Source organism: Roseivivax sp. GX 12232 (assembly GCF_021272185.1).
Lineage (GTDB): Bacteria > Pseudomonadota > Alphaproteobacteria > Rhodobacterales > Rhodobacteraceae > Roseivivax.
Genome location: NZ_JAJSEC010000003.1, coordinates 240,619 through 254,949 on the forward strand (window position 1 = coordinate 240,619; position 14,331 = coordinate 254,949).

Annotated in this window: 13 protein-coding genes; 11 read left to right on the forward strand and 2 right to left on the reverse strand. The window is 71.4% G+C overall.

Going from position 1 to position 14,331, the window contains the following annotated elements; genetic code table 11:
- Positions 1-52: 52 nt before the first annotated feature.
- The 4 genes from coaBC to LR948_RS07580 all read left to right on the forward strand — a co-directional run bounded on the left by coaBC (position 53) and on the right by LR948_RS07580 (position 5,248).
- Positions 53-1,411, forward strand: a complete 1,359-nt coding sequence (coaBC, locus tag LR948_RS07565; protein WP_232753387.1) for a bifunctional phosphopantothenoylcysteine decarboxylase/phosphopantothenate--cysteine ligase CoaBC — start codon at positions 53-55, stop codon at positions 1,409-1,411.
- A complete protein-coding gene (dut, locus tag LR948_RS07570; protein WP_232753388.1) occupies positions 1,408-1,869 on the forward strand; it encodes a dUTP diphosphatase in 462 nt (153 codons plus the stop codon). Before coaBC ends, dut begins: the two co-directional genes overlap by 4 nt.
- Positions 1,869-2,912, forward strand: coding sequence for a HesA/MoeB/ThiF family protein (locus LR948_RS07575; RefSeq protein ID WP_232753389.1), 1,044 nt, complete (start codon positions 1,869-1,871; stop codon positions 2,910-2,912). Before dut ends, LR948_RS07575 begins: the two co-directional genes overlap by 1 nt.
- A gap of 314 nt (positions 2,913-3,226) precedes the next feature.
- Complete coding sequence (locus LR948_RS07580) at positions 3,227-5,248, forward strand: M3 family metallopeptidase (protein WP_232753390.1); 2,022 nt, start codon at positions 3,227-3,229, stop codon at positions 5,246-5,248.
- 30 nt (positions 5,249-5,278) lie between these two features.
- Here LR948_RS07580 and LR948_RS07585 read toward each other — a convergent pair whose 3' ends face one another.
- A complete protein-coding gene (locus LR948_RS07585; RefSeq protein ID WP_232753391.1) occupies positions 5,279-6,274 on the reverse strand; it encodes a TraB/GumN family protein in 996 nt (331 codons plus the stop codon).
- 80 nt (positions 6,275-6,354) lie between these two features.
- Between LR948_RS07585 and LR948_RS07590 the strand changes: the two genes are divergently transcribed.
- The 7 genes from LR948_RS07590 (at position 6,355) to LR948_RS07620 (ending at position 13,261) form a co-directional block, all read left to right on the forward strand.
- Positions 6,355-7,032, forward strand: coding sequence for a DUF2161 domain-containing phosphodiesterase (locus LR948_RS07590; protein ID WP_232753392.1), 678 nt, complete (start codon positions 6,355-6,357; stop codon positions 7,030-7,032).
- Positions 7,033-7,840: 808 nt separating this feature from the next.
- Positions 7,841-8,152: a co-chaperone GroES gene (groES, locus tag LR948_RS07595; RefSeq protein WP_232753393.1), complete on the forward strand. Its 312-nt coding sequence runs from the start codon at positions 7,841-7,843 to the stop codon at positions 8,150-8,152.
- 55 nt (positions 8,153-8,207) lie between these two features.
- Complete coding sequence (groL, locus tag LR948_RS07600; protein ID WP_232753394.1) at positions 8,208-9,857, forward strand: chaperonin GroEL; 1,650 nt, start codon at positions 8,208-8,210, stop codon at positions 9,855-9,857.
- Between the two features lie 169 nt (positions 9,858-10,026).
- Positions 10,027-10,503 (forward strand): GNAT family N-acetyltransferase, encoded by a 477-nt coding sequence (locus LR948_RS07605; protein WP_232753395.1) that lies wholly within the window; start codon positions 10,027-10,029, stop codon positions 10,501-10,503.
- Positions 10,504-10,506: 3 nt separating this feature from the next.
- Positions 10,507-11,364, forward strand: coding sequence for a DMT family transporter (locus LR948_RS07610; protein ID WP_232753396.1), 858 nt, complete (start codon positions 10,507-10,509; stop codon positions 11,362-11,364).
- A 5-nt stretch (positions 11,365-11,369) separates the two neighbouring features.
- Positions 11,370-12,122 carry an alpha/beta fold hydrolase gene (locus tag LR948_RS07615; RefSeq protein WP_232753397.1) on the forward strand — a complete coding sequence of 251 codons (753 nt, stop codon included), beginning with the start codon at positions 11,370-11,372 and terminating at the stop codon, positions 12,120-12,122.
- A complete protein-coding gene (locus tag LR948_RS07620) occupies positions 12,119-13,261 on the forward strand; it encodes an alpha-D-ribose 1-methylphosphonate 5-triphosphate diphosphatase (protein WP_232753398.1) in 1,143 nt (380 codons plus the stop codon). Before LR948_RS07615 ends, LR948_RS07620 begins: the two co-directional genes overlap by 4 nt.
- Here the strand turns inward: LR948_RS07620 and LR948_RS07625 are convergent.
- Positions 13,251-14,324 carry a 5-(carboxyamino)imidazole ribonucleotide synthase gene (locus LR948_RS07625; RefSeq protein WP_232753399.1) on the reverse strand — a complete coding sequence of 358 codons (1,074 nt, stop codon included), beginning with the start codon at positions 14,322-14,324 and terminating at the stop codon, positions 13,251-13,253. The two genes, LR948_RS07620 and LR948_RS07625, sit on opposite strands and share 11 nt — an antisense overlap.
- Between the last annotated feature and the right edge of the window lie 7 nt (positions 14,325-14,331).

Genomic DNA, 14,331 nt, shown 5'->3' on the forward strand with positions numbered 1-14,331 from the left:
GCCCGGAAGCCCGCCTCTTTAGACCAGACAGAGATGTCGTGAGAGGCGGGCCATGCTGCAGGGAAAACGCATCCTTCTGGTGATCGGCGGCGGGATCGCCGCCTACAAGAGCCTCGATCTAATCCGCAGGCTGCGCGAGCGCGGCGCTTCGGTGACCCCGGTCCTGACCCGGGCGGGGGCGGAGTTCGTCACCCCGCTGTCGGTCTCGGCCTTGGCTGGTGCCGAGGTGCACCAGGAGCTTTTCGATCTGACCCAGGAGGCCCAGATGGGCCATATCCAGCTGAGCCGGGTGGCCGACCTCGTGGTCGTGGCGCCGGCGACGGCGGATCTGATGGCGAAGATGGCGCAGGGCCGCGCCGAGGACCTGGCGACCACGCTGCTGCTGGCGACCGACACGCCGGTGCTGATCGCGCCCGCGATGAACGTGCGGATGTGGGAGCATCCCGCGACCCAGCGCAACATCGCGACGCTCGCGGGCGACGGGGTCGCGATGGTTGGCCCGAATTCCGGCGATATGGCCTGCGGCGAACACGGGCCCGGGCGGATGTCCGAGCCGCTCGAGATCGTCGCCGCCATCGAGGCGCGGCTTGCCGCCGGGCCGCTCCGGGGGCGCCGGGTGGTGGTGACCTCGGGGCCCACGCATGAGCCGATCGACCCGGTGCGCTACATCGCCAACCGTTCCTCGGGCGCGCAGGGAACGGCCATCGCCCGGGCGCTGGCGGCCGCCGGGGCCGAGGTGATCTTCGTCACCGGCCCCGCCGATGTGCCGCCGCCCGAGGGCGTCACTTTGCGGCGCGTCGAGACCGCCCGCGAGATGCACGAGGCGGTGATGCAGGCGCTGCCCGCGGATGTCTTCATCGGCGCGGCGGCGGTGGCCGACTGGCGCGTGACCTCGGAGAGCCGGGGCAAGATCAAGAAGCAGAAGGGCCAGCTGCCGGTCCTGTCCTTCACCGAGAACCCCGACATCCTGGCCGAGGTCTCGGGTCGGGGTGCCGATCGGCCCGGCCTCGTGGTGGGCTTCGCCGCCGAGACCGACGACGTGCAAGCCCATGCCGAGGCCAAGCGCGCGCGCAAGGGCTGCGACTGGATCCTCGCCAACGACGTCTCGCCCGCGACCGGCATCATGGGCGGCAAGGAGAACGCGGTGGTGCTGATCGGCGCCGAGGGGGCCGAGAGCTGGCCGCGCATGTCCAAGGACGAGGTCGCGCGGAAGCTCGTCGCCCGCATCGCGGAGCATCTGGGTGCGGGCGCGGAAGGGCGCGAGGCGGGAACCGTCGAGACGCCGGGGCCCGCCCCGAACGGCGGCGGCGCAGGGCATGCGGCCCCGTCGAACCAAGGCGACACCACCCGCCGCACCGGGCAGACCGGCGGCATGCCCCCGGGCCGCGACGCCCCCGAGGACGAGGCATGAACCGCCCCCGCGTCGAGATCACCTGGGAGCCCGAGGCCGACCGCGACCTCGGCCTGCCGGCCTATGCCACCGAGGGCGCCGCCGGGGCCGACCTGCGCGCCAACCTGCCCGACCGGGGCACGGTGACGCTGGCCCCCGGTGCGCGCGCGCTGATCCCCACCGGCCTGCGCCTCGCGCTGCCCGAGGGCTACGAGGCGCAGATCCGCCCGCGCTCGGGCCTCGCGCTGAAACACGGGCTGACCTTGCCCAACGCCCCGGGCACCATCGACGCCGATTACCGCGGGCCGCTCGGCGTCATCGTGATGAACGCCGGCAGCGAGACGGTGCGCCTCTCCCACGGCGACCGCGTGGCCCAGATGGTCATCGCCCCGGTCGTGCAGGCGCATTTCGCCGAGGTCGCGGCGCTTGATGCGACCCCGCGTGGCTCGGGCGGCTTCGGCAGCACGGGGCGGCGCTGATGGCGCTGATCCTGGCCCTCGCCGCCGCGCTCTGGGGCATCGGCCACCTCATGGGCGCCCCGGTCCGGGCTCGGATGGCCATGCTGGGCTTTCTCTACGTGGCGGTCCTCGGGCTGCACCTCCTCCTGCCCGCGGGCCACGCGCTGCGCGCCGCCACCGGCGGGACCGCCGCGCCCTGGCTGATCCTCGGCGGCGTCGTGGCGCTGGTCTGGGCCTACCGCCGCGGGCTCGCCGCGCTGCGCGCCCGGGCCGAGGAGAAGGAGGCCGAGGCCGCCCCCGAACCCGCCCGCGGCAGCTTCAGCGGCACCGAGCTCGAACGCTACGCCCGCCACATCGTCCTGCGCGAGCTGGGCGGGCCGGGCCAGAAGGCCCTGAAGGAGGCCCGGGTCCTGGTCATCGGTGCCGGCGGGCTCGGCGCGCCCGCGCTGCAATACCTCGCCGCCGCGGGCGTCGGCACGATCGGGGTGATCGACGACGACCGGGTCGAGAACGCCAACCTGCAGCGCCAGGTGATCCACCGCGACGCCGACATCGGCCTGCCCAAGGTCTTCTCCGCCGAGGCCGCCATGCGCGCCCAGAACCCCGCCGTCGAGGTGCGGCCCTACCACCGCCGGCTGACCGAGGAGATCGCCGCGGATCTCTTTGCCGACTACGACCTGGTGCTCGACGGCAGCGACAATTCCGAGACCCGCTACCTGGTCAACCGCGCTGCCCTGGGCGCGGGCCTGCCGCTTGTCTCGGGCGCGCTCAGCCAGTGGGAAGGGCAGCTCTCGGTCTTCGATCCGGCACGCGGCGGGCCCTGCTACCGCTGCCTTTTCCCCGAACCCGCGGCCCCGGGCCTCGCCCCCTCCTGCGCCGAGGCGGGCGTACTCGGGCCCTTGCCGGGCGTGGTGGGCTCGATGATGGCGGTGGAGACGGTGAAGCTCATCGCCGGGGCGGGCGCGGTTCTGCGCGGCGAGATGCTGATCTACGACGCGCTCTGGGGCGAGACCCGGAAGATCGCGGTCGCGCGGCGGGCGGATTGCCCGGACTGCGGGGGCTGAGCGGGGTTTTCCTCGAGTTCATGTTTGGTGGGGTCCGGGCCGCCTTTGGCGTCCCGGACCCGGGCAGGGGGCTCTGCCCCCTCTGCGGGCGTGCCGCCCGCATTCACCCCCGAGGTATTTGGACAAGCTGAAGCTGGTGGGGTGGCTTGGGCTGCGAGGTGGGGGCCTCGGGTGCGGGTGACGGGCGTGGTGTGGGCGCGGGATTTTTTGGGGGGTGTTGCGCTGCGTGTCGGGCCGGGCGTGGAGGGGGGCTGTGCGGATCGCGTTGCCGGAGGGGGGCGGGCGGCATAGGTAGGCCCCAAAGGAGAGCTTACATGACCAACCCGCTTCTCGAGGACTGGGACACGCCCTTCGGCCTGCCGCCCTTTTCCGCGATTTCCGACAGTGACTTCGGCCCGGCGCTGGAGGTGGCGCTGATCGAACACGAGGCCGAGATCGCGGCCATCGCCGAGAACCCGGCGGTCCCGAGTTTCGAGAACACGCTGGTGGCGCTCGAGGGCGCGGGCGCGGCGCTCGACAAGGTGCTCTCGGCCTTCTTCGCGCTGGCGGGCGCCGACAGCACCCCGGCGCGCCAGGCGCTGCAGCGGGATTTCGCGCCGAAGCTCTCGGCGCATTTCTCGGCGATCCATGCCAATGAGCACCTCTTCCGCCGGATCGAGGCGCTTTGGGAGGTCCGCGAGGAGCTGGACCTCGCCCCCGAGGAGGCGCGGCTTCTGATGCTGACGCGGCGCGGCTTCCTGCGCGCGGGCGCGGCGCTGCGCGGCGAGGAGGCGGCGCGCATGGCCGAGATCAAGTCGCGGCTCTCGGTGCTGGGCACGCGCTTCACCCAGAACGTGCTCTCGGACGAGGCGGGCTGGCGGCTGGAGCTCTCCGAGGCGGACCTCGAGGGGCTGCCCGAGTTCCTGCGCGCAGGCCTGCGCGCGGCGGGCGCCGAGGCCGGCGCCAAGGGCCCGGTCCTGACGCTGTCGCGCGCGCTGGTGGTGCCCTTCCTGCAGTTCTCGCCGCGCGCCGATCTGCGCGAGACGGCCTGGCGGGCCTGGACCGGGCGCGGCGCATCCGGCGGGGAGAGCGACAACCGCGAGATCGCCGCCGAGGTGCTGGCGCTCCGGCAGGAACGCGCGGCGCTTCTGGGCTACGAGAGCTTTGCGGCCTGGAAGCTCGAAACCGAGATGGCGGGCCGCCCCTCGGAGGTGCGCGCGCTCCTGGAGGCGGTCTGGACCCCGGCGCGGGCGCGGGCCGAGGAAGACGCCGCGATCCTGGCCGAGATGAAGCAGGCCGAGGGCCAGAACGGCGCGCTCCAGCCCTGGGACTGGCGTTACTACGCCGAGCGGCGGCGCCGGGCCGAGCATGATTTGGATGAAAGCGCGCTGAAGCCCTACCTGCAGCTCGAGCGGATGATCGAGGCGGCCTTCGACTGCGCGCATCGGCTTTTCGGGCTGGAGTTCGCGCCGGTCGCGGCGGATCTCTACCACCCCGACTGCCGCGCCTGGGAGGTGACCCGCAACGGGCGGCACCTCGCGGTCTTCGTCGGCGATTACTTCGCGCGGGCCTCCAAGCGCTCGGGCGCCTGGTGTTCGGCCATGCGCATGCAGGCCCGCCGGCCCGAGGTGAAGACGCCGGTGGTGGTCAATGTCTGCAACTTCTCCAAGCCCGCGGCGGGGGAGGCGGCGCTGCTGTCCTATGACGAGGCGCGCACGCTGTTTCACGAGTTCGGCCATGCGCTGCACCAGATCCTGTCGGATGTGACCTTCGGCTCCATGGCGGGCACCTCGGTGGCGCGGGACTTCGTGGAACTGCCGAGCCAGCTCTTCGAGCATTGGCTCGAGGTGCCCGAGGTGCTGCAGCGCTTCGCCACCCATGTCGAGACCGGCGCGCCCATGCCCGAGGCCATGCTTGAGCGGGTCCTGGCGGCGGCGAATTTCGACCAGGGCTTCCAGACGGTGGAATATGTCGCCTCGGCGCGGGTGGACCTGGAGTTCCACGACGGCCCGGCGCCCGCCGATCCGATGGCGCGGCAGGCCGAGATCCTGGCTGAGATGGGCATGCCCGAGGCCATCGCCATGCGCCATGCGACGCCGCATTTCGCCCATGTCTTCGCCGGTGACGGCTATTCCTCGGGGTATTACAGCTACATGTGGTCCGAGGTCATGGACGCCGATGCCTTCGCCGCCTTCGAGGAGGCGGGCGGGGCCTTCGACACCGCCATGGCCAAGAAGCTCGAGCGGTTCATCCTGTCGAAGGGCGGATCCGCCGAAGCCGAGGACCTCTATGTCAGCTTCCGGGGCAAGATGCCCGGGGTCGCGGCGCTTCTGAAGGGGCGCGGGCTGGCGGCCTGAGGGGGTCTTCCGGCGTGCTTCGGGCGCCGCTCAGAAGGGGCGGCGTTCGAGCGTGAAGCCCTCGGCGGCGAGCAGGGCGAGGAGGCCGTCGGGACCGGGCAGATGTGCGGCACCGGCGGCGACCACCAGCGTCTCGCCCGGGCGGGTTTCGGCGAGGATGCGCGGCAGCCAGGCGCGGTTGCGGTCGCCGAGCAGCGCTTGTGTCGTCTCGGCCAGGGCGGCTTCGGCAGCCTCGGCCCCGCCGGGCAACGCCCCGGCGCCCTCGGAGGAGAGAAGCCCCGAGAGCACCCAGCTTTCGCCCGGCCGTTCGTCGAAATACGCCGCGCGCAGGGTGGCGAAGATGTCCTCGGCGCGCTCGGGCGGCAGGAGGGCGGCGGCCATCATCTGCGCCTGCTGGTCCTCGGGCGTCGTCTCCAGCGCCGCGAAGACCTGCATCGGGTCTTCCAGCGCCCGGGTTGGCGTGCCGGTCGTCTGGGCGAGCTCCTGAAGCCGCGCGTCGAGCCCGGTGGCGAGCCCCAGGTCCGTCGCCATGCAGGGCGGCAGGGCCAGGATCATCGAGACGTACCAGGGCTTGAAGCGCGCCGCCATGAATGGCTGCATGCCGCGGGCGCGCAGCGCCTCGGAGAGCCGCGCCCAGTCCGTCGCGGGCAGCATCTCGGGCAGGGTGGTGCCCTCGAGCAGCAGGATCGAGGGATCGCGCGAGAGCCGCTCGGTCAGCGCCGCCTCCTCGGTCTCGGTCATCTCCAGGAATATCAACCGGGCCTCGGCGATCAGCGGGGTCAGCCGCGCGGTGACGCCGTCGAAGCGCGGATCGTCCGCGTGCAGCGTGCCGATGAGGTGGATCACCGCCCCGCCGCGGCTGGCGCGCCAGTGGTTGCCCTCGGCATAGGGCAGGTCTGCCAGCCGCTCGGCCAGGGTGGCGCGCATCTCGGGGGCGAGCGCGGGACGCAGGTCGGTGCCCGCGCAAGCGGCCTGCAGGCTCAGGGTCGAGAGCAGCCAGAAGGCCAGGGCGAGGGCGGCGCGCATGTGGGTCTCCGGGGATTTTTGCCGAGCCAGCTTACCCGGGGGCTTGCGCGCGGCAAGCCCGCGGGAAACTCTGGCGCGCGATGACACGGGAAAGCGATCTCTACGGGCCGGTGAAGGCCTATCTCGAGGCTCAAGGCTACGCGGTGAAGGGCGAGGTCGGCGCCGCCGACGTGGTGGCGCTTCGAGGCGAGGAGCCGCCGGTGGTGGTGGAGCTGAAGCGCTCGGTCACGCTGGGGCTGATCCACCAGGCCGTGGCGCGGCTGGCGCTGACCGAGCGGGTTTATATCGCCGTTGCCCGGCCCGAGGGCGCGCGCGCCCGGCGCGGGATCAAGGACAACCGCGCGCTTTGCCGGCGGCTGGGGCTCGGCTTCCTGACGGTGCGGGCGCGGGACGGCAAGGTCGAGGTCCTGTGCGATCCCGGGCCTTTCCGGCCGCGGGGGTCGAAGGTCGGCCGCGAGAAGCTCCTGCGCGCCTTCGAGCGGCTCCGGGGCGATCCCAACGAGGGCGGCGCGACCCGGCACGGGCTGGTGACCGGCTACCGGCAGGATGCGCTTGCCTGCGCGGCCTATCTCGCCGAGGCCGGGGCCGAGAAGGGCGCCTTGGTGGCGCGGGCGACCGGCGTGCCCGGGGCGACGCGGATCATGCGGGACAATCACTACGGATGGTTCGAGCGGGTCGAGACAGGGGTCTATGCGCTGACCGAGGCGGGCCGCGCGGGGCTGGTGCATTGGGCCGGGAGCTGGGAGGCGGGGGAGTGATTGGGGGGATTGGGGGCGCGGGACGGATGTTCGGACCTGCCGTTGCCGTTGCGGTTGGCGCTACGCTTCCTGTTGGCGCCACGCTTCTCGCTGGCGCCACGCTTGCAGTAGGCACCCGGCTTCCCGCTCGCCCCTCTTGCGCCCGAACAGCACCGAAGGTGCCGGGCGCGCGCCGGACCGGCCCCTTGGGCCGGCGCTCCTTGGGGCGGCGCGCATAGCTCGCCTCTAGCCCTGACCTTGCGTGGATAAAGCGTCTCGCTCGGCAGTCGGCAGCGCCGGCCCCCGGTCCGGCGCGCGCCCTCTGGTGCAAGAGGTGTCGACCTTGGAGGGGCGAAGTCTGGTAGGCAGGCACGTCGGTCCAAAGGAGCGTTGCCTTCTCAGGTATCGCGGCACTTGGAGGCTTTCGCCGCTTCCGCTGTATGCCTCGCCAATCGCTTCCCGCTCGCCCTTCCTTGCGCCCGAACAGCACCGTAGGTGCCAGGCGCGCGCCGGACCGGCCCGATGGGCCGGCGCTCCTTCGGATGGCGCGCATAGCTCGCCTCTCGTCCTGACCTTGCTGGGATAAAGCGCAAAGCCCAGAGGTCAGCAGCGCCGGCCCCCGGTCCGGCGCGCGCCCTTCCCAGGCGCCCAACCGCCGCCACCCAGCCCAACCCGTAAAATCCGCCGCAAATCTCCGGGCCGCTTGCTTGACAGAATCCCGCCCGCTGCCTATCTCAGCTTCGTTAGCACTCGACGATCGTGAGTGCTAACGTGTCTGCCTTAGGGGGGACACCAACAGGAACAACCTTTGAGCCAAGGAGACTCGAAGATGGCATTCAAACCGCTCCATGACCGTGTTCTGGTGCGTCGCGTCGAGAGCGACGAGAAGACCAAGGGCGGCCTCATCATCCCCGAAACCGCCAAGGAAAAGCCCTCCGAAGGCGTTGTCGTGGCATGTGGCGAAGGCGCCCGCAAGGACAACGGCGAGCTGATCGCGATGGCCGTGAAAGAAGGCGACAAGGTGCTTTTCGGCAAGTGGTCCGGCACCGAAGTGACCCTCGACGGCGAAGAGCTGCTGATCATGAAGGAAAGCGACATCCTCGGCATCATCGCCGATGCGAAGGAAGCGAAGGCGGCCTGATCGGCCCCGCGCATCCCGGCTTTTCCATCAGACTCAAATCAAGGAGTGAAGTGACATGTCTGCCAAGGACGTGAAGTTCGAAACCGACGCCCGCAACCGTATGCTGAAAGGTGTCAACATCCTCGCCGACGCGGTGAAGGTGACCCTCGGCCCCAAGGGCCGCAACGTGGTGCTGGACAAGTCGTTCGGCGCGCCGCGCATCACCAAGGACGGCGTCTCCGTCGCCAAGGAAATCGAGCTTGAGGACAAGTTCGAGAACATGGGTGCGCAGATGGTCAAGGAAGTGGCCAGCCGCACCAACGACGAGGCCGGCGACGGCACCACGACCGCGACCGTTCTGGCGCAGTCGATCGTCAAGGAAGGTGTGAAGGCCGTCTCCGCGGGCATGAACCCGATGGACCTCAAGCGCGGCATCGACCTCGCCACCTCCAAGGTCGTCGAGCACATCAAGAACGCCGCGCGCAAGGTCGAGAACTCCGACGAGGTCGCGCAGGTCGGTACCATCTCCGCCAACGGCGAAGAGTCGATCGGCAAGATGATCGCGGACGCGATGCAGAAGGTCGGCAACGAGGGTGTGATCACCGTCGAAGAGAACAAGGGCATGGAAACCGACGTGGAAGTCGTCGAAGGCATGCAGTTCGACCGCGGCTACCTCTCGCCCTACTTCGTGACCAACTCCGAGAAGATGGTCGCCGAGCTTGAAGACTGCATGATCCTGCTGCACGAGAAGAAGCTCTCCTCGCTGCAGCCGCTGGTGCCGCTCCTCGAGCAGGTCATCCAGAGCCAGAAGCCGCTCCTCATCATCGCCGAGGACGTCGAAGGCGAAGCGCTGGCGACCCTCGTGGTCAACAAGCTGCGCGGCGGCCTCAAGATCGCAGCCGTGAAGGCACCGGGCTTCGGCGACCGCCGCAAGGCCATGCTGCAGGACATCGCGATCCTGACCGGCGGCCAGGTGATCTCGGAAGACCTCGGCATGAAGCTCGAGAACGTCACCATGGACATGCTCGGCCAGGCCAAGAAGGTCGACATCACCAAGGACGAGACCACCATCGTCGACGGTGCAGGCGACAAGGCCGAGATCGAGGCCCGCGTCGGCCAGATCCGCACCCAGATCGAGGAAACCACCTCGGACTACGACCGCGAGAAGCTCCAGGAGCGTGTCGCGAAGCTCGCAGGCGGTGTGGCCGTGATCCGCGTCGGCGGCATGACCGAAGTGGAAGTCAAAGAGCGCAAGGACCGTGTCGATGACGCGCTGAACGCGACCCGCGCGGCCGTTCAGGAAGGCATCGTGGTCGGCGGCGGCGTGAGCCTCGTCCAGGGCGCCAAGGCGCTGGACGGCGTGACCGGCGCCAACAGCGACCAGAACGCCGGCGTCGCCATCGTGCGCCGCGCGCTCGAGGCACCGCTGCGCCAGATCGCCGAGAACGCAGGCGTCGACGGCTCCGTCGTCGCAGGCAAGATCCGCGAATCGGACGACCTGAAGTTCGGCTACAACGCCCAGACCGACGAATATGGCGACATGTTCAAGTTCGGCGTGATCGACCCCGCGAAGGTCGTGCGCACCGCGCTCGAGGATGCGGCATCGGTTGCAGGCCTCCTGGTCACCACCGAGGCCATGGTCGCCGACAAGCCGCAGAAGGAAGGCGCCGGTGGCGGCGCTGGCGGCGGCATGCCCGACATGGGCGGCATGGGCGGCATGATGTAATCTGCCGGCTGACGCCGATTGATCAGGGAAGGGCCCGCCTTGCGCGGGCCCTTTTCTTTGTGGGGGGCCATCTTTTGGACGGGCGGCCCGCGCCCCGAAGGCCCCGCCGTGGCGCGGGCCGCGCCCGCGTGTTAGGCGGGGCGGGCGACAAGAGCGGGAGGCTGCGAGGATGATCGGGCGGGACTTCATGCAGGAGATGCGCGCGGGCGAGGAAAAGGCCGTGGAGGCCCTGCTCAACGCGGCCTTCCCCGGGCCGGACGAGGCGCGGATCGTGCGCGCGTTGCGCAAATCCGGCGAGATCGCGGGCGAACAGGTGGTCCGCGAGGAGGGCCAGATCGTCGGCTACCTCGCGCTCTCGCGCTTCCGCGCCCCCGAAGGCTGGCTCTGCCTCGCGCCGATCGCGGTGGCGCCGGACCGGCAGGGGCAGGGCATCGGGCGGCGCATGTGCCGGATGCTCGTCGGCTGGGCCGAGGCCGCGGGCCAGACCATCGTCGTCCTGGGCGAGCCCGAGTTCTACAGCCGCGCCGGCTTCCGCATGGCCGAGGGGCTGGCCTCGCCCTTCCCGATCGACCACACGCTCGTCGCCGGGCCCGCGCGGGCGCCCCAGGGCAGCCGGCTGCGCTACCCCCGCGCCTTCGGGACCTGAACCATGCGGCTGTTCCTGCTGAGCGCGCTGACCATGGCGGCCTTCGCGGCCAACTCGGTGCTGAACCGCATGGCGCTGGTGGATGGCGGCATGGATGCGGCGCTTTTCGGCACGCTGAGGCTCTGGGCCGGGGCGCTGACGCTCCTGGCGCTCTGCCTGGTGACGCGCGGAGGGCTGCGGCTCGGCGGGCGGGGCCGGGCGCTCGGGGTGGCCTCGCTTCTGGTCTATATCTACGGCTTCTCGGCGGCCTATCTGGCGCTCGACGCGGGGCTCGGCGCGCTGATCCTCTTCGGCTGCGTGCAGGTCACCATGTTCGGCGGCGCGCTGCTGGGCGGCGAGCGCCCGGGCGGGCGCCGCTGGGCGGGCGCGGGGCTGGCCTTCGCGGGGCTCGCCTGGCTGCTCTGGCCGGGCTCGGGCGCGCCGGTCAGCCCGCTGCACGGCCTGCTCATGGCGGCGGCGGGCGTCGGCTGGGGGCTCTATTCGCTGGCCGGACGGGGCGCGCAGGATGCGCTCATGGGCACGGCGGCGAACTTCGCGCTGGCGGCACCCCTGGGCCTGGCCTTGAGCCTCGCGCTTGGCGCGGGCGCGGGCACCGACGCCGCCGGCATCGCGCTGGCGGTGCTCTCCGGCGCGGTGACCTCGGGCCTGGGCTACGCGCTCTGGTACGCGGTGCTGCCCAGGCTCGAGGCCAGCGCCGCGGCGGTGGCGCAGCTCACCGTGCCGATCCTGGCCTTGGGCGGCGGGATGGTCTTCCTCGGCGAGAGCCTGACCTGGCAGTTCGCGCTGGCGAGCCTCCTGGTGCTGGGCGGCGTGGGCCTGTCGGTTTTGCCGTTTCGCAGGCGCCGCCGAGCGCCTATGTGAGGGCCATGATCCGCCGTCTTGCCCTGGCCTGCCTGTTCGCCGCCGCCGCGCTGCCCGCGCGGGCGGATTGCGTGGTGCTGCTGCACGGGCTGGCGCGCAGCGAGGTCTCCTTCCTGCCCATGGCCGAGATGCTGGAGCTCGAGGGCTACCGCACCGTGGTCCCGGGCTATCCCTCGACCGAGAAGCCGATCGAGACGCTGGTCGACGAGGTGCTGCCCCAGGCGGTGCGCGACTGCGGCGCCGAGACGGTGCATATCGTGACCCATTCCATGGGCGGCATCCTGGCGCGCGTCTGGCTGTCGGAGACCCGGCCCGAGCGGCTCGGCCGGGTGGTCATGCTGGCGCCGCCGAACCAGGGCAGCGAGCTGGTCGATGCCCTGGGCGGGCTCGAGCTCTTCCAATGGCTGAACGGCCCGGCGGGGGGCGAGCTGGGCACCGGCCCCGAGGACGTGCCCGCGCAGCTGCCGCCGGTGGATTTCGAGCTGGGCGTGATCGCGGGCTCGCGCTCGTTGAACCCGGCCTATTCGACGCTGATCCCGGGCACCGATGACGGCAAGGTCTCGGTGGCCTCGACCCGGGTCGAGGGCATGGCCGACCACCTGGTCCTGCCGGTGACCCATACCTTCATCATGCAAAGCCCCGAGGTCATGGCCCAGGTCATCCTGTTCCTGCGCGCGGGCCGCTTCGGCCCGGTCGGCGACTGGGGCGAGGTGCTGCCGCTCGAGGACCTGCCCTGCCTGGTAGCCGACTGCCCATGAGGCCGCTGCGCTTCCGCAACGCCCGGGTGCTGGGCCCCGAGGGCTGGCACGGCGCGGATCTCGAGATTGCCGCGGGCCGCTTCGCCGCGCCCGAGGCCGACCGGGTGGTCGATGCCGCGGGCTACCGGCTCCTGCCGGGGATCGTGGACCTGCACGGCGACGGCTTCGAGCGCCACGTCGCCCCGCGCCGTGGCGCGCTGCACGACACCGAGGGCGGGCTCTTCGCCACCGCCGCCGAGCTGGCCGCCAATGGCATCACCACCGCTTACCTCGCGCAGTTCTGGTCCTGGGAGGGCGGCTTGCGCGGCCCCGATTTCGCCGAGGAGGTCTTTGCCGCCTGGGCCGCCATGCGTGACCGGGTCGAGATCGACCTGCGCATGCAGCTCCGCCTCGAGACGCATATGATCGACGATTTCGCCCGCGCCGAGGCGACGGTCGCGGCGCATGGCATCGACTACCTGGTCTTCAACGACCACCTTCAGCACAAGCGGTTGGCCGAGGAGCGGCGGCCGAAGCAGATGACCGGCCAGGCCCTGAAGAGCGGCCGCAGCCCCGAGGCGCATTTCGCCTATATGCTGGAACTGCACCGCAACGGGCCCAAGGTCGGACCGGCGCTGGATGCGCTGGCGGCGCGGCTCAAGGCTGCGGGCGTGCGGCTCGGCTCGCATGACGACGCCTCCGCCGAGACCCGGCAGGGCTGGCGCGCGCGCGGCGTCGCCATCGCCGAGTTCCCCGAGACCCGCGCCGCCGCCGAGGCCGCCCGCGCCGCCGGCGAGGCGGTGATCATGGGCGCGCCTAACGTCGTGCGCGGCTCGTCCCACAAGCGCAATGTCGCGGCCGCCGAGCTGATCGCCGAGGGGCTCTGCGACGCGCTGGCCTCGGATTACCATTACCCCGCGCCGCTTTCGGCGGTGCGGCGGCTGGTCGCTACGGGGGTCTGCGACTGGGAGACCGCCTGGTCCCTTGTCTCGGAGGGGCCCGCGCGGGTGCTGGGCCTCAGCGACCGGGGGCGCATCGCGCCCGGTTGCCGCGCCGACCTGGTGGTGCTGGACGCCGAGGACCGCGTCGCGGCCACCTTCGCGGGCGGACAGGTGGCCTATATGACCGGCGAATTCGCCGCGCGGATGCTCAGCTCCTGACGATCCGGTTGATATGGCCCATCTTGCGGCCCGGCTTGGCCTCGGCCTTGCCGTAGAGATGGATCGCCACGTCGCGCTCGCGCGACAGCGCGGGCACCCGGTCGAGATCGGCGCCGATCAGGTTCTCCATGACCACGTCGGAATGCCGCCGCCCGTCGCCCAGGGGCCAGCCCGCGACCGCGCGGATGTGCTGTTCGAACTGGTCGACCGCGCAGCCGTTCTGCGTCCAATGCCCGGAGTTGTGCACCCGGGGCGCGATCTCGTTCACCACGAGCCCGCGCGGCGTCACGAAAAGCTCGACCCCGAGGACGCCGACGTAATCGAGCGCGTTCAGGATGCGCCCGGCCAGCAGCACCGCGTCCTGCATCTGCGCGGGCGAAAGCGCGGCGGGCACCGTGGTGGTGCGCAGGATGCCGCCTTCGTGCAGGTTCTCGCCGGGATCGAAACAGGCGACCTCGCCGTCGATCCCGCGCGCGGCGATGACCGAGACCTCGCGGGAGAACTCGACGAAACCCTCGAGGATCGCGGGCGCGCCGTTCAGCTCGGCCAGCGCCGCCTCGGCCTCCTCGGGGGCGGAGATCCGCGCCTGGCCCTTGCCGTCGTAGCCGAAGCGCCGGGTCTTGAGGATGCCGGGCGTGCCGGCGGCCTGAAGCGCGCCGGGCAGATCGTCGGGCCCCGCCACATCGGCAAAGGGTGCAACAGCCAGCCCGAGATCGGCCAGGAATTGCTTTTCAACGAGCCGGTCCTGGCTCACCCGAAGGGCCTCGCGGCCCGGGCGGATCGGCTTCAGCGCGCCCAGACGGTCGAGCGCCTCGGTCGGCACGTTCTCGAACTCGTAGGTGATGACGTCGACGCTTTCTGCAAAGGCGGTCAGCGCGGCGGCGTCCTCGTAGGGGGCGGTGGTCAGCCGGAGGGCGACATGGGCCGCGGGCGGCTCGGCGCCGGGCTCGTAGACATGGGTCTTCAGCCCCAGCCGCGCCGCCGCGACCGAGAGCATCCGGCCCAGCTGGCCGCCGCCGAGAATGCCGATGGTCGCGCCTTGGGGCAGGGGGGTGTCGCTCATGTCGCTG

What these genes read in the sequence shown, in the direction of transcription:
- LR948_RS07620 (WP_232753398.1), top strand. Translation starts at nt 12,119, where the DNA reads ATGAGGCCGCTGCGCTTCCGCAACGCCCGGGTGCTGGGCCCCGAGGGC.
- LR948_RS07605 (WP_232753395.1), top strand. Translation starts at nt 10,027, where the DNA reads ATGATCGGGCGGGACTTCATGCAGGAGATGCGCGCGGGCGAGGAAAAG.
- LR948_RS07585 (WP_232753391.1), bottom strand. Translation starts at nt 6,274, where the DNA reads ATGCGCGCCGCCCTCGCCCTGGCCTTCTGGCTGCTCTCGACCCTGAGC.
- LR948_RS07580 (WP_232753390.1), top strand. Translation starts at nt 3,227, where the DNA reads ATGACCAACCCGCTTCTCGAGGACTGGGACACGCCCTTCGGCCTGCCG.
- LR948_RS07625 (WP_232753399.1), bottom strand. Translation starts at nt 14,324, where the DNA reads ATGAGCGACACCCCCCTGCCCCAAGGCGCGACCATCGGCATTCTCGGC.
- dut (WP_232753388.1), top strand. Translation starts at nt 1,408, where the DNA reads ATGAACCGCCCCCGCGTCGAGATCACCTGGGAGCCCGAGGCCGACCGC.
- LR948_RS07610 (WP_232753396.1), top strand. Translation starts at nt 10,507, where the DNA reads ATGCGGCTGTTCCTGCTGAGCGCGCTGACCATGGCGGCCTTCGCGGCC.
- groL (WP_232753394.1), top strand. Translation starts at nt 8,208, where the DNA reads ATGTCTGCCAAGGACGTGAAGTTCGAAACCGACGCCCGCAACCGTATG.
- coaBC (WP_232753387.1), top strand. Translation starts at nt 53, where the DNA reads ATGCTGCAGGGAAAACGCATCCTTCTGGTGATCGGCGGCGGGATCGCC.
- LR948_RS07615 (WP_232753397.1), top strand. Translation starts at nt 11,370, where the DNA reads ATGATCCGCCGTCTTGCCCTGGCCTGCCTGTTCGCCGCCGCCGCGCTG.
- LR948_RS07575 (WP_232753389.1), top strand. Translation starts at nt 1,869, where the DNA reads ATGGCGCTGATCCTGGCCCTCGCCGCCGCGCTCTGGGGCATCGGCCAC.
- LR948_RS07590 (WP_232753392.1), top strand. Translation starts at nt 6,355, where the DNA reads ATGACACGGGAAAGCGATCTCTACGGGCCGGTGAAGGCCTATCTCGAG.
- groES (WP_232753393.1), top strand. Translation starts at nt 7,841, where the DNA reads ATGGCATTCAAACCGCTCCATGACCGTGTTCTGGTGCGTCGCGTCGAG.